At 48.6% G+C, this 17,034-nt stretch carries 18 protein-coding genes; 17 read left to right on the plus strand and 1 reads right to left on the minus strand.

Translation table 11 applies throughout. The features are described from left to right. The first annotated feature begins 22 nt into the window (after positions 1-22). The 11 genes from WG8_RS00085 to WG8_RS00135 all read left to right on the plus strand — a co-directional run bounded on the left by WG8_RS00085 (position 23) and on the right by WG8_RS00135 (position 9,764). Entirely contained in the window at positions 23-1,171 is a 1,149-nt protein-coding gene (locus WG8_RS00085) for a 3D domain-containing protein (protein WP_007428008.1), read from the plus strand. 147 nt (positions 1,172-1,318) lie between these two features. After that, on the plus strand, positions 1,319-1,864 hold the full coding sequence (rnmV, locus tag WG8_RS00090) for a ribonuclease M5 (RefSeq protein ID WP_007428009.1): 546 nt from the start codon (positions 1,319-1,321) through the stop codon (positions 1,862-1,864). Positions 1,865-1,871: 7 nt separating this feature from the next. Next, a complete protein-coding gene (rsmA, locus tag WG8_RS00095) occupies positions 1,872-2,756 on the plus strand; it encodes a 16S rRNA (adenine(1518)-N(6)/adenine(1519)-N(6))-dimethyltransferase RsmA (protein ID WP_007428010.1) in 885 nt (294 codons plus the stop codon). Positions 2,757-2,811: 55 nt separating this feature from the next. Next, the gene (gene yabG / locus WG8_RS00100) at positions 2,812-3,708 is read left to right on the plus strand and encodes a sporulation peptidase YabG (protein ID WP_043890649.1); all 897 of its coding nucleotides are present in this window, start codon (positions 2,812-2,814) and stop codon (positions 3,706-3,708) included. Positions 3,709-3,914: 206 nt separating this feature from the next. Continuing rightward, entirely contained in the window at positions 3,915-4,196 is a 282-nt protein-coding gene (veg, locus tag WG8_RS00105; protein ID WP_007428012.1) for a biofilm formation stimulator Veg, read from the plus strand. Between the two features lie 164 nt (positions 4,197-4,360). After that, the gene (locus tag WG8_RS00110) at positions 4,361-4,540 is read left to right on the plus strand and encodes a small, acid-soluble spore protein, alpha/beta type (protein WP_007428013.1); all 180 of its coding nucleotides are present in this window, start codon (positions 4,361-4,363) and stop codon (positions 4,538-4,540) included. Between the two features lie 143 nt (positions 4,541-4,683). Next, positions 4,684-5,538 (plus strand): 4-(cytidine 5'-diphospho)-2-C-methyl-D-erythritol kinase, encoded by an 855-nt coding sequence (gene ispE, locus WG8_RS00115; protein WP_007428014.1) that lies wholly within the window; start codon positions 4,684-4,686, stop codon positions 5,536-5,538. A 181-nt stretch (positions 5,539-5,719) separates the two neighbouring features. Beyond that, a complete protein-coding gene (gene purR, locus WG8_RS00120; protein ID WP_043890645.1) occupies positions 5,720-6,559 on the plus strand; it encodes a pur operon repressor in 840 nt (279 codons plus the stop codon). Between the two features lie 162 nt (positions 6,560-6,721). Then, complete coding sequence (spoVG, locus tag WG8_RS00125; protein ID WP_007428016.1) at positions 6,722-7,009, plus strand: septation regulator SpoVG; 288 nt, start codon at positions 6,722-6,724, stop codon at positions 7,007-7,009. Between the two features lie 344 nt (positions 7,010-7,353). Further along, entirely contained in the window at positions 7,354-8,751 is a 1,398-nt protein-coding gene (gene glmU / locus WG8_RS00130) for a bifunctional UDP-N-acetylglucosamine diphosphorylase/glucosamine-1-phosphate N-acetyltransferase GlmU (protein ID WP_083837519.1), read from the plus strand. A 59-nt stretch (positions 8,752-8,810) separates the two neighbouring features. Next, the gene (locus WG8_RS00135) at positions 8,811-9,764 is read left to right on the plus strand and encodes a ribose-phosphate diphosphokinase (protein ID WP_007428018.1); all 954 of its coding nucleotides are present in this window, start codon (positions 8,811-8,813) and stop codon (positions 9,762-9,764) included. 69 nt (positions 9,765-9,833) lie between these two features. On the opposite strand, the gene WG8_RS29385 is transcribed toward WG8_RS00135, so the two are convergent. Further along, entirely contained in the window at positions 9,834-10,034 is a 201-nt protein-coding gene (locus WG8_RS29385) for a hypothetical protein (protein ID WP_043890646.1), read from the minus strand. Positions 10,035-10,109: 75 nt separating this feature from the next. On the opposite strand from WG8_RS29385, the gene pth reads away from it, so the two are divergent. The 6 genes from pth to WG8_RS27555 all read left to right on the plus strand — a co-directional run. Then, complete coding sequence (pth, locus tag WG8_RS00145) at positions 10,110-10,670, plus strand: aminoacyl-tRNA hydrolase (protein WP_007428019.1); 561 nt, start codon at positions 10,110-10,112, stop codon at positions 10,668-10,670. A gap of 85 nt (positions 10,671-10,755) precedes the next feature. Then, positions 10,756-10,986: an anti-sigma-F factor Fin family protein gene (locus WG8_RS00150; protein ID WP_007428020.1), complete on the plus strand. Its 231-nt coding sequence runs from the start codon at positions 10,756-10,758 to the stop codon at positions 10,984-10,986. Positions 10,987-11,121: 135 nt separating this feature from the next. Beyond that, the gene (gene mfd / locus WG8_RS00155; RefSeq protein ID WP_007428021.1) at positions 11,122-14,649 is read left to right on the plus strand and encodes a transcription-repair coupling factor; all 3,528 of its coding nucleotides are present in this window, start codon (positions 11,122-11,124) and stop codon (positions 14,647-14,649) included. Then, the gene (locus WG8_RS00160) at positions 14,633-15,751 is read left to right on the plus strand and encodes a peptidylprolyl isomerase (RefSeq protein WP_007428022.1); all 1,119 of its coding nucleotides are present in this window, start codon (positions 14,633-14,635) and stop codon (positions 15,749-15,751) included. Before mfd ends, WG8_RS00160 begins: the two co-directional genes overlap by 17 nt. Before the next feature lie 167 nt (positions 15,752-15,918). Further along, positions 15,919-16,461 (plus strand): stage V sporulation protein T, encoded by a 543-nt coding sequence (spoVT, locus tag WG8_RS00165; protein ID WP_007428023.1) that lies wholly within the window; start codon positions 15,919-15,921, stop codon positions 16,459-16,461. A 141-nt stretch (positions 16,462-16,602) separates the two neighbouring features. Beyond that, on the plus strand, positions 16,603-17,034 hold a 432-nt coding region (locus tag WG8_RS27555), incomplete at its 3' end, for an oligosaccharide flippase family protein (RefSeq protein WP_007428024.1).

Genomic DNA, 17,034 nt, shown 5'->3' on the forward strand with positions numbered 1-17,034 from the left:
CTATGTAAGGAGGACGGAGGAAATGGGCATTTTCCAAAAAGAGGAGACCCATGAGTCACGCTCATCCAGCATGTCTTACGTATTACGTTGGAAGAAGGAAAATGTGCGCCAGGCTGCTTTGGTCGCTATTTTTCTAATTGCACTAACGATTATGATTTCAATTCTGGTGTACACTCAATCTAAGAAACAGGTCTTTTTTGTCATCAATGGTAAGGCATCTGCGGTAGAAACCCGGGAATCCAAGCTCCAGGATTTGCTCAATGAGCATTCCATTTCACTGCAGCCGCATGATACGATTTCTATGCCGCTGAACGGAGCCATACAGGATGGGGATCGCGTAATCATCAAACGTGCCAATCAAGTTAAAGTGACCTCAGGCAATGAGACGAAAAAGCTGTACACAACAGAAAATACAGTAGAGGGTGCCATTCGCACTTCGGGCTATAAATTATCGTCAAATGACAAGGTTTACCCTGCGCTCGATGCTTCTGTTTCGTCTAACATGGACATAAAAATCGTCCGCGTGAAGAAACAGCAGGTCGAACAGAAGAAACAGGTGCCTTATCAGGTCATCAAAACGTCCGATCCGAGTCTCTATAAGGGCGATAATCGGGTCCTCCAAAGCGGTAAATCAGGTGTTGTCGTCCAGCACGTTCAGAAGGTATACCATGACGGAAAATTGGTATCCAAGCAGCTGGTCAACAAGGAAGTCGCACAGAAGCGTGTGGATAAGGTAATTGCGGTAGGAACGAAGAAAAAACCGGTCGTTCTGGCTGCTTCTGTCGGTCCGGAAGATACCGGTAAGGCAACACAGGTGAGTTCGGGCAATGCTGTCCGTAAAGCTGGTGTAAATTTTAAATACAGCAAAGTATTGCAGAACGTCTCCATGACGGCGTATTCCTCACAGGAGCCGGGTATCGGTACACGTACGGCTTCCGGTACACGTGTCACGGAAGGACGGACCATCGCTGTCGATCCAAGCATCATTCCAATCGGTTGGTGGGTGTACATTGAAGGGGTGGGCTTCCGCCGTGCGGAGGATATCGGTGGCGCCATTAAAGGCCACAAAATCGATGTGTATTATGAGAGTTTGAGCCGGGCTAACCAATTTGGTCGCAAGCACGGTAAAACTGTATATGTAATCGGACCGGTAAAGCCTGAAATCAACTAAAACGGCTTGTGTATGTTCAGGGCAATGCGATAGTATTAACATCATAGTTATGCCATGCTAAGAAGAGGATATCCTCTTCTTATTTTGTTTTCAAAAGCAGGGAAAGATAAATATAGCATGCTGTGTAGCAGTGGAGGGAAACGTAAAATGATCAAGGAAGTGATCGTGGTCGAGGGTCGGGATGATACAGTGGCTATTCGTCGTGCTGTTGAAGCGGACACAATAGAAACTGGCGGCTCTGCCATTAATAAAATGACGCTGCGCAAAATTGCATTGGCGCAGGAGCGGCGGGGTGTCATTATTTTGACTGATCCCGATCATGCAGGGGAACGCATCCGCAAAATTATCGCCTCCAAGGTACCCGGCTGCAAGCAGGCCTTTATACCCGAGGCGGAAGCGACGCGTAAAGGAGATATTGGGGTGGAGAATGCTTCACCAGAGGCCATCAGACACGCTCTCGCACGAGTACATACGACGGTGGAAGGAGCCGATCCGCTGATTGAGTGGGCGGATTTGATTGACGCCGGACTGATCACCCACCCAAATGCTGCTGCGCGCCGTATGGCACTCGGCAATATACTGGGTATTGGCTATTGCAACGGAAAGCAGCTGCATAAACGGCTCGCTGTATTTCAGATCAGCCGTGAGGAATTCGCCAGTGCGCTGGCGCAAATCGAAAGTGAAGGATTGTGATATCCGTATGACAGGGATTCAAGATATAGCAACACCGCGCCGTACGAAGGAAATTATTCAACGGCACGGTTTTTCGTTCAAAAAGAGTTTGGGCCAAAATTTTCTGATTGATCAAAATATTCTGAACAAGATCGTGAGTGCTGCCGGATTGGATGACACCAAGGGTGCACTTGAGATCGGTCCCGGGATTGGTGCTTTGACCGAAAAGCTGGCGCAATCGGCCAAGGTCGTAACTGCTGTCGAGATTGATCAGCGGCTGCTGCCTATTCTCGAGGAAGTGCTGGCTCCTTATGAGCATGTGAAGGTCCGTCACGGGGATGTGCTAAAGCTGGATTTGCGAGAGGTGTTCGCCTCTGATTTTGCAGGGGTCAGTAAAGTGAGCGTGGTGGCTAATCTGCCGTACTACGTTACTACACCGATTCTGATGAGGCTGCTGGAGGACAAGCTTCCTCTGGAGAATATCGTGGTCATGATCCAAAAGGAAGTGGCTGAGCGTATGGCTGCGTCTCCAGGTACGAAGGATTATGGCAGCCTGAGCATTGCAGTGCAATATTATAGCGAGCCTGAGTTGGTCTGCATCGTGCCGAATACGGTGTTCATTCCCCAGCCGAATGTAGAATCGGCAGTGATTCGTCTGCGTGTGCGAGAAACCCCTCCGGTGGAGGTGGTGGATGAGAAGCACTTTTTTGAGGTCATTCATGCCGCTTTTGCCCAGCGTCGCAAAACGATCTCCAATAACTTGAAAAGCCGCTTCTTCACCAAAGAGAACAGGGACGCGCTGGAGCCGTTGTTGCAGCAGGCTGGTATTGAACCTTCCCGTCGGGGAGAAACGCTAAGCATTGAGGAATTTGCGCGTCTCAGCGCTGTGCTGCTGGAAGCCGGGATTTCCTAAGCTGTAACCAAACTGTGCATTCACCCATACGATATAGGAGGGGTGATACAGTGTGATGATTTTAGGAGACTTGGTCGTTCGAAAATCGTATGGCGGAGATGTCACGTTTCGCGTCGAGGACATCCAGCGGGATAAAGCGATCATCAAGGGGACGGAATTTCGGCTGCTGGCCGATTCCCCTATGAACGATCTGGTCAAGGTGCCTGCGGAACAGATTAGCGGTAAGACTCGGCAGGCCCATATTAAGGCTGGAGAGTCTCTTAATCTGTTGCAGCAGGCAAGACAGCGCCAAGCTGCCCGCAGTCAGGCGGCTCTGATTGGGGAGTGGAGTGATCCGGTAGAGTCGACATACTTTGAAATGCCCGGTAAGGTGCTTCATCTGGATGGAGACCCTGGCTACTTGAAAAAATGTCTCAGCCTATATGAGCAGCTCCGTGTTCCCGCAGAGGGGCATCACGTTCACGAATCGGCGATGGCCGACACGTTGTACCGGCTGCTTCCCCGCATCCGTCCGGATATCGTAGTTATTACTGGACATGACGGTGTATTGAAGCAGCCGCAGCCTTATGACTTGTACAGTCTGAAAAGCTACAAAAATTCGCAAAATTTTGTGGCGGCGATTCAGGTAGCCAGACAATATGAACGCCATCTGGATTCACTGACGATTGTAGCGGGGGCGTGCCAGTCCCATTTTGAGGCACTGCTGCGTGCAGGAGCGAATTTCGCCAGTTCACCGGGACGAATCCTGATTCATGCGCTGGACCCGGTTTACGTGGCTGCCAAGGCGGCCTTTACGTCAATCCGTGATACGGTCAACATGGGAGATCTGTTCCATCAGACGATCAGCGGCAGCCGTGGAGTGGGTGGTATCGAGACTCGGGGAAGTTATCGCATCGGCCTGCCCAAGCTTGAAAATTTGTCGACCCTTAAAGTAACGCCTTCCGCTATCTAGAGTTTGAACGTGTTAATGCTGGATAAAATTTGCCTGAACAAAAGCCTCTGTAGACAGGGGCTTTTTGTCATTTTTATAGGCATCGTTCCTGTTCGCAAAAATTTAAATTGACAACTTATTTTTTGTGTTGTTATAATATTTAGCTTGATTTGACAATCTCTCTAAAATTCGTTATAATGGACAAGGAAAGAGGTGGTCGTTAGGCAATGGCAAAAAATACGCTGTTGGAAATCAAACGCAGTCTCGACGCACATGTAGGGCAAAAAATTTTGCTGCGGGCTAACGGCGGACGCCGTAAGACCGTCGAACGAACTGGTGTCTTGGAAGAAACGTACCCTTCTGTTTTTATCGTCAAGCTGGATCAGGAGCAACAAACGTTTAAACGCGTCTCCTACAGCTATGCTGACATCCTTACCGAGTCGGTGGAGGTCACTGTATATGATCCCGACTCCCATACAAGTGTAGTCGAGTATTTTGAAGCACCTTAATTGGTGTTACGTAATTTATACCAGCTTTGCAGGTTTAACGGCGGCCTCGTCATTCCAGATGACGAGGCCGTTTTGTATATGTGGAACAGGATAAAGCTTGGCATCTCTGCGCATACTAAGGCGGGAATGATCTTCCTTATTCCATTGCCGAAGGAGGCGTATGCATGAGCCGAAGAAGACGGAGTGTTATGTCGGAGGAGCTAAAGTACGAGCTGGCCAAGGATCTCGGGTTTTACGACACGGTCAAGGAAGAGGGCTGGGGAGGCATCAAGGCCAAAGATGCGGGTAATATGGTCAAGCGGGCCATTCAGCTTGCGGAGCAGGCAGCTTCCCGCAAATCGTAATCATCGGTGGTGCTATGAAAAAGCGGGGATATCCGGTCTGTACCGGGTAATCTCCGCTTTTTTGAACCTCATGACTTGACACGCTGAGTCTGATATAATATGTTAAGCTGTCTTGAGGGAAAAGTTGAAGGTGGGTGAACGCCTTGAAAATATACGAAAAAGCACCGGCGAAAATTAATTTAATGCTTGATGTTTTACACAAGCGGAATGATGGATATCATGAGGTCGAAATGATCATGACCATGGTCGATCTGTCCGATCGTTTGACGATGTCCGAGTTACCGCGTGATACCATTATTATTTCAAGCCAGGCCGGGTACATACCGTTGGATGAAAAGAATTTGGCCTTTCAGGCTGCACGTCTGATTAAGGAACGTTATAACGTGTCTACGGGGGTGCATATCCATTTGGATAAGCATATCCCGGTGGCGGCAGGATTGGCGGGTGGAAGCAGTGATGCCGCTGCCGCACTGCGTGGATTAAACAAGCTGTGGAAGCTTGGCATTTCGGATGCAGAATTAAGAGTGCTGGGTGCGGAACTGGGCTCAGATGTGCCTTTCTGTATTACAGGGGGTACAGCTTTAGCGAGCGGACGCGGAGAACTGCTCAAGCCGCTTCCGAACCCGCCCCAATGCTGGGTGATTCTTGCCAAGCCGCCGATTAATGTATCGACCGCAGAAGTGTACGGACGCGTCAAAGCGGACCAGATTGCGCACCACCCGTCTGCCCAGCAGATGGAGAATGCGATCCGCAACGCTTCTTTTACCGAGGTGTGCAATGCATTGGGTAACGTACTGGAGGATGTAACGCTGAAGCTCTACCCTGAAGTGGAGCATCTCAAAAACTCCATGATCCGTTTGGGAGCAGATGGTGTGCTGATGTCAGGCAGCGGACCTACGGTGTTTGGACTGGTATCGAAGGAAGCAAAAGTGCCGCGGATCTACAACGGTCTGAGAGGTTTTTGTAAAGATGTGTATGCAGTACGACTTTTGACCTGATTTTAATTATTTTTTGCCAATTATAGTGGTAATTGTTGTACAAATACGTACGAAGATGATATATTTACTATTAAATATTCGGATTTTACTATACCACTTACATTCCGCCAGCAACCGGCCAGTCCGCCGGTGCTTTGCTGTACGAAGCGGGCGGCAGGAGAATAGATCGCGAGGAATTGTTGTGAAGAAACTTAAAAGAAGCTCACGATTGGTGGAAATGACGCAATTTTTGTTATCACGGCCGCATACGCTGGTGCCTCTTACTCATTTTGCGGATCGCTATGGGGCGGCCAAGTCATCTATAAGCGAGGATCTGGCCATTATCAAGGAAGTATTCGAGGATGAGGGCATTGGAGAGCTTCTGACGCTTGCAGGAGCGGCAGGGGGCGTCAAGCTCATCCCAAGGCTTTCCAAGGAGCACGCACTTACGTTTGCGAACGACCTGTGTGCCCAACTGGAACAGCCTGATCGCATATTGCCAGGGGGATATCTGTACCTGTCCGATTTGCTGGGCCAACCGGCGATGATGAACGAGGCTGGCAAAATATTTGCGACCGCTTTTGCGAATCGCCAAATTGATGTGGTGATGACGGTGGAGACCAAGGGGATTCCTCTCGCTTATGCAACGGGAGCGCAGCTGAATCTGCCAGTCGTTCTCGTACGGCGTGACCATCAAGTGACAGAAGGCTCGGCTGTAAGTATTAATTATGTTTCAGGCTCGCAAAAGAGCCTGCATACGATGTCTTTATCCAGACGTGCGATGCGAGAGAAATCGCGTGTGCTCATCGTAGATGATTTTATGAAAGCGGGCGGAACGATTCAGGGAATGGTCGATTTGCTGGCCGAGTTTGACGCTGAGGTAGCCGGAGTAGGTGTGCTGGTGGAATCGGGCGAGGTTGAGAATGAAGAGCGCCTGCTGCAAGATTATATTTCACTGGCCAATCTGACCGCAGTCGATTCTCGAAGCAAACAAATTACAGTCAAGCTGGGAAATTATTTTGATGACTTGGCAGGGCAGTAAATTGTCACAATCCATCATAAAATACCTAAATATGTCGAAAAGAAATCTTTTCAAAAAAATTACCTGAATTTAGGATACGAATTGTCCAAAAAAAGAAGGAATTCGAATCGCTGTGTGGAATATTACACCAAGTCCTATTTGGAAAAAGGTGGTGAAACACACATGCAGATTACGGATGTTAGACTTCGCCGAGTGAACTCAGAAGGAAGAATGAAGGCGATTGCATCCATTACGATTGATAACGAGTTTGTTGTTCATGACATCCGAGTTATCGACGGTAATAACGGAATGTTCGTAGCTATGCCAAGCAAACGAACCCCGGACGGAGAGTTTCGCGATATCGCTCACCCGATTTCTTCAGGAACCCGTGAGAAGATTCAGGCTGCTGTTTTGACTGAGTACGAACGCGCAGCTGTGGATGAAGAAGTCGCTATTGAAGAAGGCGCTTGATTCGCCTAAAGCAGGATTGGGGTACAAAAGAAAAAGAGAGCCACTAACTGTGGCTCTCTTTTCTTTTTGGCTGGAATGAGATATATTCTTTAGTGAGTTAACAGTCAGTTTTAAGGCAACTTGGAGTCATCCGGGCTGCCGAAGCGGCTTTTTCATAAGACAGGGACTGTGCAGCTATGCGTCCCGGGGATGAATGTCCAGCACAAGCTGGCCTGAAAAAATAGCCATTAACCAAAGGTTCGCCGTTATTTTTCAGGAGGATTGTGAAAAGTTAAGCAAAATCTGATCTGGGAATTAACGATTTAGCCAAGGGTAACTGTTATTTTCAGGATAGGAGGTTGGACTTGTTGGAAAGGTTGGCAGTCATTCTTGCCGCAGGGCAGGGAAAACGTATGAAATCCAAATTATATAAAGTTCTGCATCCGGTGTGCGGAAAACCGATGGTTGGCCATGTGCTCGACACGGTTCGTGAAATCGGGGTTTCCCGAAGTGTAGTTGTCGTGGGTCATGGTGCAGAAGCGGTACAGTCTTACTTGGGACCATCAGCAGAATATGCGCTTCAGGCAGAGCAATTGGGAACAGGCCATGCCGTCAAGCAGGCCAAAGACTTGCTCGGTCAGGAGAAAGGTACGACCATCGTCATCTGTGGAGACACCCCGCTGATCACAGCGGAAACGCTGGAGGGCTTGGTGCAACTGCACGAAAGCCGGGGAGCGGCTGCTACGATTCTGACTGCTGAGCTGGATGACCCGAAAGGATATGGACGAGTTATCCGTGACGCCTCAGGAGCTGTGCTCAAAATCGTGGAGCAGAAGGATTGCTCACCTGAGGAGGATGCTGTTCGGGAGATCAACACGGGAACGTACTGTTTTGACAATGCCAAGCTGTTCGCAGCGCTGGACAAGGTAACGAACACCAATGCACAGCAGGAATACTACCTGACAGATGTCATTGGTATTTTGCATGGTGAAGGTGAGCAGATCGAGGCGTATCTGACAGCTGATGTATCGGAATCCATCGGTGTAAACGACAGAGTCGCTTTGTCGGTGGCTGAGGGCTATATGCGTGAACGTATCGTTCGCAAGCACATGTTGAATGGTGTCACAATCATTGATCCGTCCTCTACCTACATCGGGAGCGAGGTTGTCATTGGCTCCGATACGGTGCTGTACCCGAACACATGGCTGCATGGTCAGACGCAAATTGGCGAAGATTGCGTCATTGGGCCGCAGGCTGAGATTCAAAATACGATTGTTCATTCGGGCGCAACGGTAAAACATTCGGTGTTGAACGAAGCGGAAGTGGGAAGCAGCACGTCTGTGGGTCCGTTCGCTTATCTGCGTCCAGGTGCGAAGCTTGGCGAACATGTGAAGATCGGTGATTTTGTTGAGGTGAAGAATGCGACCATTGGGGATCACTCCAAGGTGTCTCATTTGAGCTATGTCGGTGATGCCAAGGTGGGAACAAACGTAAATATTGGCTGCGGGGCGATAACGGTCAATTATGATGGATATAATAAATCCATTACAGAAATTGAAGACGATGCCTTTATTGGCAGCAATGTGAATCTGATCGCCCCGATTAAGATTGGAAAAGGTGCTTATGTCGTAGCAGGCTCCACTGTAACACATGCTGTCCCTGATAATGATCTGGCCATTGCCAGACCACGTCAAGAGAACAAAGCCGGATATGCGGATAAAATCCGCGCGCGTGCCAAAGCGAAGAAAAAAAGATCGGAATGACCTTAATCAGCAAGCTGTTGAATCTGTAATGAATGAACCAGCACGGAGGGTTTCTATTAATGACTTATTGCGATTCCAAACTCAAAATATTTACTTGTAACTCCAATCCGAAGTTAGCCCACCAGATTGCGGACTACATCGGAATCCCGATGGGGGAATCCCATACCACATCGTTTAGTGACGGTGAAATTCAGATTAAGCTGTCGGAAAGCGTTCGCGGCTGTCATGTGTACGTTGTGCAGTCGACTTGTCTACCGGTTAACGATAATTTGATGGAGCTATTGGTTATGATTGATGCACTTAAACGCGCTTCCGCGAAAAGCATCAATGTCGTTATGCCATATTACGGTTACGCTCGTCAGGATCGTAAAGCCCGTTCGCGTGATCCGATTACGGCGAAGCTCGTCGCCAACCTGATTGAGAAGGCGGGAGCTCACCGCGTAATCAGTATGGATTTGCATGCCATGCAGATTCAGGGATTCTTTGATATTCCAGTGGATCATATGCTGGGAGCGCCAATTTTGGCCCAATATTTTCGTTCCAAGCAAATTGAGAACCCGATTGTCGTTTCACCCGATCATGGCGGGGTTGTTCGTGCGCGCAAACTGGCGGACTTCCTGAGTGCGCCGCTCGCTATTATTGATAAGCGTCGTCCAGAGCCAAATGTCAGTGAAGTCATGAACATCATCGGGAACATCGAAGGGAAAACGGCTATTTTAATTGATGATATCATTGATACAGCCGGAACGATTGTGTTGGGCGCAAATGCGCTTAAAGAGGGCGGCGTAAAAGACGTGTATGCGTGCTGTACACATGCCGTGCTGTCCGGCCCTGCGATGGAAAGACTGGAGAATTCGCCATTAAAAGAGGTGGTCGTGACGGATACCATTCCGATCGTTCACCCGAATCCGACAAGCAAGCTGAAGGTTCTGTCTGTGGCCCCGTTAATGGGAGAAGCCATCATCCGTGTGCATGAGGAATTGTCGATCAGCAAACTGTTTGAAATCGAATAAGCGCTGGCTCATTAAAAAAGGGGTTGCTTTTTCCTATACGGAAAAGGTAACCCCTATCAGCATGTCAGGCTAAAAGCCTGGCCGAGATATAAATGTGAAGCGTTGACGATTGTATAGCGTGTCCTCTATTTCGACAAAATGCTCATTAAAACGTGCAATGATGCCAATCTGAATGTGTACATTCCCGTCATAAATCTGGACAGGAACGGAATGTTTTAAATGATATAGAAAATGGCTGTCGTATAAGAGGATATCACCCTGATTGAGCATATCGGCACGCACCTTCCTGTTCAATACAACTATTTTACCAAAAAATACAGACTTCGAAAGAGGGTGTCATGGTTCATGAAGTGGATTGTAGGATTAGGTAACCCTGGTCCCCAATACGAGAAAACGAGACATAATGTGGGATTTATGGCGCTCGATGCACTGGCCTCACGTCATAACATCCAGATCAATCAAAGCAAATGCAAGGCGTTAATTGGAGAGGGGCATATCGGCGGCGTAAAAACCGTGTTAATCAAGCCGATGACTTATATGAATCTCTCAGGCGAGTCTTTGCGTGCTTATATGGACTACTATAAAGCGGATCTCGAAGATTTGATCGTTGTGTATGATGATCTGGATACAGAGGTTGGTAAAATAAGATTGCGTTATCAAGGCAGCGCAGGCGGCCATAACGGCATTAAATCAATCATTCAGCATACAGGAACACAATCCTTCAACCGGATTCGTATGGGCATTTCCCGCCCAGAGCCTGGACATGCTATTGTCGATTACGTTCTGGGGACCTTCCCTAAGAAGGAAAAAGATTTGTTGACCGGGATGATAGAAGATACGTGCAACGCTTTGGAATATAGCTTGGGTCATCCTTTTGAACGGACGATGGCAGAATTCAATAAGTAGCTCAGGCAGAGGCAGACGGGCTTAAATGGAAGATTGTTGGACATACTGAAAGGTATAGAAAACTTTCAGGAGGCATATACATTACATGGTTGTTAATTATGTATGCAGACATTGTCGAACTTTCTTGGGACGCATTGATTCCGCGGCAATAACCGAAGAAAGGTTGGGCTTCCATTCCTTGACCCCTGCCGAGCGTAGAGATATAATAGCGTATAATTCGGGCGGCGAAGTGACTGTCAAAGTCATTTGCGAGCATTGCAGCCAAGCGCTGGAAAATAACCCGGAGCTGAGTTTGCTCGTAAATCCGCTCCAATAATAGGTATTCAACTGGTCAGATGTACCAGCTTGAGAGGTGAAGCGATATTTTTCGCTTATGGAGCCTTGGCAGCATTGCTGAGGCTTCTTTTTCGGTTTACATGTAACTATTTATAAGCATAAAGGGGTGCCTTTTTTGTTACAAGCACTTATTCAGGCTTTTACGAAGGATGCTGATTATGCATCCATTGCAGCAGGCATATCATCAGGCATGAAGGAACAGCTGATATCCGGTTTATCGGGCTCTTCAAGACAGGTACTGATGGCCGCACTTGCCGAAGATATTGGACGACCGTTGATGGTCATGACGCACAATATGTTTTCCGCTCAAAAAATAGCAGATGATTTGCAGGAAGCGCTTTCTCCTGATCAGGTTTTATTGTATCCTGCTAACGAGCTGGTAGCTGCTGAAGCAGCGATATCCAGTCCAGAGACATTATCCCAACGAATTGATGTATTGATACGATGCGCCCAGGGTTTTCGTGGGGTTGTTGTTGTGCCTTTTTCTGGTGTTCGGCGTTTACTGCCAGTTCCAGAAACATGGCGTGAGGCTCGTATCGAGCTGAAAGAAGGCGAGACGATTCAGCTAGAGTCGTTTTTGCTGCATATGGTCGAAATGGGATACCAGCGTGTAGAACGTGTAGAGTCGCGTGGTGAGATGAGTGTACGCGGGGGAATTATTGATTTCTATCCGATGACAACCCGTTGGGGCTACCGTGTGGAGCTGTTTGATGATGAAATTGACTCTATTCGTATGTTTGATCCGCAGGATCAGCGTTCAGTAGAAAAGGTGCAGAACGTGATTGTAACGCCGTGTAAGGAAGTGATTGCGAGCAACGAGCGTATGGATCAGGCAGCGGATGCCGCTGCGATTTTGCTGGAGGAGCAGTTGGGCAAAATGACCGATCGCCAAGCCAAGCAGCATCTGAAAGAAGAGATCCATCGTGAAATTGAGCTGCTGCGGGAGCATATGTATTTTGATGAAATCTATAAATATATTTCCCTGCTGTATCCGGAGCGTAAAACCTTGGCAGATTACATGCCGGAGGATACGATTCTGGTGATCGACGAACCGGCGCGAATGCTGGAAACGGCCAAGCAGCTGGAGCGAGATGAGTCTGAATGGAATCTGCATTTGCTTCAAAACGGTAAAACGCTACCGCAACTGGAGCTATCGGATAACTCGGACAATCTGCTGTATAATCGAAGATTTCAGACCTTGTTCCTGTCGATCTTCCTTCGCCAGGTTCCGCATACCCAGCCGCAAAATATTTTGAATTTCATTTGCCGGGGCATGCAGGATTTCCACGGTCAAATGAATGTGCTCAAGGCGGAAATGGATCGTTGGCGCAAGGCGGGCACACAGGTGATGATGCTGGCAAGCGGAGAGGAACGGCTGGATCGGATGCGCCGGGTGCTTCAAGACTACGGCATTGATGAGCCTACGATGGCTATTGGCAATCTGCAAAGCGGCTTTGAGATGCCATCTATTCATTTGGCAGTCATTACCGAGGGGGAAATGTTCTCCCAGAAGCAGCGCAAAGCGCGTAAGCAGGGCCGCCATGTGGACAATGCTGAGCGGATTAAGAGCTATAGCGAGCTGAAGGTGGGCGATTATGTCGTTCATCAGAATCATGGGATCGGGAAATACATGGGGATAGGTACGCTGGAGGTTGGCGGTATCCATAAGGATTACATGCACATTCTCTATGCGGGCGGCGATAAGCTGTCGGTGCCGATTGAACAGATTGATCTGATTCAGAAGTATGTTGGCTCGGAAGACAAAGAGCCCAAAATTTATAAGCTGGGCGGCAATGAGTGGACGCGAGTTAAAAGCAAGGTGCGCAGCTCGGTTCAGGACATTGCAGATGACTTGATCAAGCTGTATGCAGAGCGTCAATCGGCGCCGGGGTTTGCTTTTGAAAAGGATTCACCGGAGCAGCAGGAATTTGAGGATATGTTCCCATATGAAGAGACCCGTGACCAGGTTCGGGCCATTGAAGAAATTAAGAAGGACATGGAGCAGAGCCGTCCGATGGATCGTTTGCTGTGCGGTGATGTAGGCTACGGCAAGACGGAGGTCGCTATTCGGGCTGCCTTTAAGTCTGCGATTGAGGGCAAACAGGTAGCGGTGCTGGTACCGACAACGATTTTGGCACAGCAGCACTATGAGACGTTCCGTGAGCGTTTTTCCGGGTATCCGTTCAACATCCAGGTGTTGAGCCGTTTCCGCACGCGCAAAGAGCAGAACGAGACGACCAAGGGAGTTCGACAAGGTACGGTTGATATTGTCATTGGTACCCACCGCCTGCTTTCACAGGATCTGGTGTTTAAGGATCTGGGGCTGCTGATTGTCGATGAGGAGCAACGCTTTGGCGTGACGCACAAGGAAAAGCTGAAAAAGCTGAAAACGAATGTAGACGTGCTGACGTTAACGGCTACGCCTATTCCGCGTACGCTGCATATGTCTATGCTGGGTGTGCGTGACCTGTCGGTCATTGAAACACCGCCCGAAAACCGCTTTCCAGTGCAGACTTATGTGGTTGAGCACAGCCAGACGCTGGTACGTGAGGCAATTGAACGTGAGATGGCACGTGGAGGGCAGGTGTACTACCTGTACAATCGTGTGCAGGGCATTCAGGAAATGGCTGCTGAGATCAACGCGCTCGTGCCAGAGGCTAAGGTGGGTGTGGGCCATGGACAGATGTCCGAAACCGAGCTGGAGAAGACCATTTTGGACTTCCTGGATGGCGAATATGATGTATTGGTCAGCACCAGCATTATCGAAACTGGAGTGGATATCCCGAATGTGAATACGCTCATTGTGCATGATGCCGATAAAATGGGGCTGTCCCAGCTTTATCAGCTCCGTGGTCGTGTAGGCCGTTCTAATCGGATCGCCTATGCTTATTTCACGTACCAGCGGGATAAAGTGCTTACGGAAGTAGCCGAGAAGCGCCTTCAGTCCATCAAAGAGTTCACAGAGCTGGGCTCCGGGTTCAAGATTGCAATGCGCGACTTGTCCATTCGCGGAGCGGGTAACTTGCTGGGTGCAGAGCAGCATGGATTCATCGCATCCGTCGGTTTTGATCTTTATTCGCAAATGCTGGCTGAGGAGATTAATAAACGTAAGGTCAGCGTGCTTGGAGAAGAGGATCTATCGAATCGGAATTGGAGTACGTCGATTGATTTGAGCGTCGATGCATACCTGCCGGGAGACTATATTTATGACAGCATTCAGAAGATTGAGATTTATAAAAAGGTTGCGGCAGTCAGTACCTTTGACGAGGCTTCCGAGCTGGAGGATGAGTTGGTCGATCGGTTTGGCGATCTGCCGGAGGCAGTGCGTCATTTGCTGGCCGTAGCCCGTCTCAAGGTATATGGACGGATGTATGGCATCGAGTCCATTGTCCAACGGGATGACAATATGGTGTTGAAATTTCACGAAGGGCGCCAGCAGGCGCTGCAGACTGCCAAGCTTGCCGAGATTGGCAATCGCTTTGAAAGACGTGTACAATTTGAACAGGGTACTTCTATGAGCGCACGCATAAAGGGTAAAGGTCTAAATGATGCACAACTGCTAGAACTGCTGGAGGAATTTTTGAGTGCATTGAAAGAAGCATTCACATTGAAGGAGGAACTGCAAAATGTCTCAACTAAATAAAAGGAAACCTTGGAGAATGCTCTCCTTGGGCATGGCAGCGCTGCTGGCTATATCCGTGCTGGCGGCATGTACAAAGCAAGCTGATGAAAGTAAGGTCAAGGACGAGCCGAAGGACAACAGTAAGGCTGTCGTGACCTACACAGGCGGAACCATTACAGAAAATGAGTTCAACCAGGAAATCAGCATGATGAAATTTTTGTACCCGGAATATGAAGCTGCGCTAGCTTCGGATCAAGTGCGGGAGCAAATTGCAAAGCAGGAAGTGGTGTACAAGCTTCTAGCGGCTAAAGCGGACGACAAATCCAAGGAGCAGGGTGCCAAACAAGGGAACGAACAGCTGGAGCAGTATAAAAAATCGGTCGGAGAAGATAAGTTCAAGAAGTTTTTAAGTGATCAAAAGCTGACTGAGCAAGGTGTGAAAGATTACTTCACGCGCATAATGACCGTAATTAACAGTGAGACGAACAAAGTAACAGACGATCAGTTGAAACAGGAATTTGAGAAAAATAAAGATCAATTCACGACCGCAAGCGTGCGCCATGTATTGATTAATTTCACAGATCCAAAAACGAACAAAGAACGTAAAAAAGAAGATGCTCTCAAGCTGGCCAAGGAAGTAAAGGCGAAGCTGGACGGAGGAGCAGATTTTGCGACAATTGCCAAAAAATATTCGGAGGACCCAGGCTCTGCGTCAAATGGCGGTCTGTATGAAAATGCGTCCGTAGCGCAATGGGTGCCTGCTTTTAAAAAGGCAGCCGAAACCCAGCCGATTAACAAAATCGGTGATCCGGTGGAAACGGAATATGGATATCACATCATTAAGGTGGAATCCCGCAATGAGCCTACGTTTGATAAATTGAAGGACAACGAAAAGGCTGCCCTGAAAAACAAACTGGCCGGGGAAAGCATCCAAAAATTTACCGAAAACGATTTGGCAAAGCTTAATTTGAAATTCAATTTGCCAAAGGCACCTGCTGCGGAAGAGAAAAGCGGCACCACACCGGGCACAGGCAGCACGACTGCGCCAAGCGGAACAACGGGTGGTACTAGCGATACCAAGGCAGGAACAGCCAAAGATGGGGCTACAAACGAAGGTAAATAACTGAACATGCATAAGGAATTGGGAACAGATGAATACTATGGTCAGATATCACCATAAACACCATGACCGTGACGTTCTTCGTGACCGCTTCCGGGGGAGTGGAAGCGTCTTTCGATACCGTCAGTAGTTGACTAAATTCTTCTTGGGAAAGTGGGGCAACATGTGAAATGAAAGCTACTGGTATAGTTCGCCGTATTGATGACCTTGGGCGTGTAGTTATTCCGAAGGAAATTCGCCGCACCTTGAGAATTCGTGAAGGAGATCCGCTTGAGATCTTTGTGGATCGTGACGGAGAAGTCATTTTGAAAAAATATTCACCTATCGGTGAGCTTGGTGATTTCGCCAAAGAATATGCTGAGTCCCTGTTTGAAAGCACAGGCCATATTACGATGATTACCGATCGGGACACCATTATTACGGTGGCTGGAGGCTCCAAAAAGGAGTTTTTGGACAAGCCGATTGGCAGCATTATCGAAAATAGTATGGATAATCGCAAAACGGTGCTGGAAACAGCCGGCGGCTCCTATGAGCTGACTCGTGACCACGAAGAAACAATCTCGTCCTTTGTGACGGCTCCCATTGTTTCCGGTGGCGATCCCATTGGTTCGGTCATTTTGCTGAATAAGGACGAGAATGTAAAAATGTCCGAAATGGAGATCAAAATGGCTGAAACGGCCGCTGGCTTCCTGGGCAAGCAAATGGAACAGTAACACCCCGTTTCACCCCCTGTACGGCGTACAGGATGGCAAAAGCCGTCCTCCGTTGTACAGGGTTTTTTTCTTTCCGGGAGAAGAGGCGGTATAATAGGAATCGTGTAAGATGCATATTTCAGGTAGGAGTGGAGACGGGGAATGCAGGAAAATCGCGCCGCTTCGCGGCTGCTACGGGGTGCTGTCATTTTGACACTGGCGGCGGTAGCGAGCAAGCTGATCGGTACTTTGCAAAAAATTCCGCTACAAAATATCGGCGGCGACGGTGTGTTTGGTATTTATAATACGGTTTATCCTTTTTATACGCTGTTCATTACCATTGCAGCTGCTGGATTTCCGGCTGCGATATCCAAATTTGTAGCTGAGTATGAGGCGGTGGGAAACCGGGCAGCAGGCCAAAGGGTCGCTCGGTTATCTTCGTTGGTATTGGCCATCTTCGGTTTGATTCTGGGGGTGCTGATGTATACGTGTGCCCCGCTAATCAGTCTGTGGATCGATAATGCTCACGTCATTCCATCGGTGAGGGCGGCGGCATTTGCCTTTTTGTTCGTGCCGGTTATGGCAGGGCTGAGA

It is taken from the genome of Paenibacillus sp. Aloe-11 (assembly GCF_000245715.1).
GTDB lineage: Bacteria > Bacillota > Bacilli > Paenibacillales > Paenibacillaceae > Paenibacillus > Paenibacillus kribbensis.

Bases quoted from the DNA above. Each gene is read 5' to 3' on its own strand.
- veg (WP_007428012.1), top strand. From the start codon at position 3,915: ATGGCAAAAAATACGCTGTTGGAAATCAAACGCAGTCTCGACGCACAT.
- WG8_RS00160 (WP_007428022.1), top strand. From the start codon at position 14,633: ATGTCTCAACTAAATAAAAGGAAACCTTGGAGAATGCTCTCCTTGGGC.
- yabG (WP_043890649.1), top strand. From the start codon at position 2,812: ATGATTTTAGGAGACTTGGTCGTTCGAAAATCGTATGGCGGAGATGTC.
- WG8_RS00110 (WP_007428013.1), top strand. From the start codon at position 4,361: ATGAGCCGAAGAAGACGGAGTGTTATGTCGGAGGAGCTAAAGTACGAG.
- WG8_RS00150 (WP_007428020.1), top strand. From the start codon at position 10,756: ATGGTTGTTAATTATGTATGCAGACATTGTCGAACTTTCTTGGGACGC.
- WG8_RS00085 (WP_007428008.1), top strand. From the start codon at position 23: ATGGGCATTTTCCAAAAAGAGGAGACCCATGAGTCACGCTCATCCAGC.
- rnmV (WP_007428009.1), top strand. From the start codon at position 1,319: ATGATCAAGGAAGTGATCGTGGTCGAGGGTCGGGATGATACAGTGGCT.
- spoVG (WP_007428016.1), top strand. From the start codon at position 6,722: ATGCAGATTACGGATGTTAGACTTCGCCGAGTGAACTCAGAAGGAAGA.
- WG8_RS29385 (WP_043890646.1), bottom strand. From the start codon at position 10,034: ATGCTCAATCAGGGTGATATCCTCTTATACGACAGCCATTTTCTATAT.
- pth (WP_007428019.1), top strand. From the start codon at position 10,110: ATGAAGTGGATTGTAGGATTAGGTAACCCTGGTCCCCAATACGAGAAA.
- rsmA (WP_007428010.1), top strand. From the start codon at position 1,872: ATGACAGGGATTCAAGATATAGCAACACCGCGCCGTACGAAGGAAATT.
- spoVT (WP_007428023.1), top strand. From the start codon at position 15,919: ATGAAAGCTACTGGTATAGTTCGCCGTATTGATGACCTTGGGCGTGTA.
- WG8_RS00135 (WP_007428018.1), top strand. From the start codon at position 8,811: ATGACTTATTGCGATTCCAAACTCAAAATATTTACTTGTAACTCCAAT.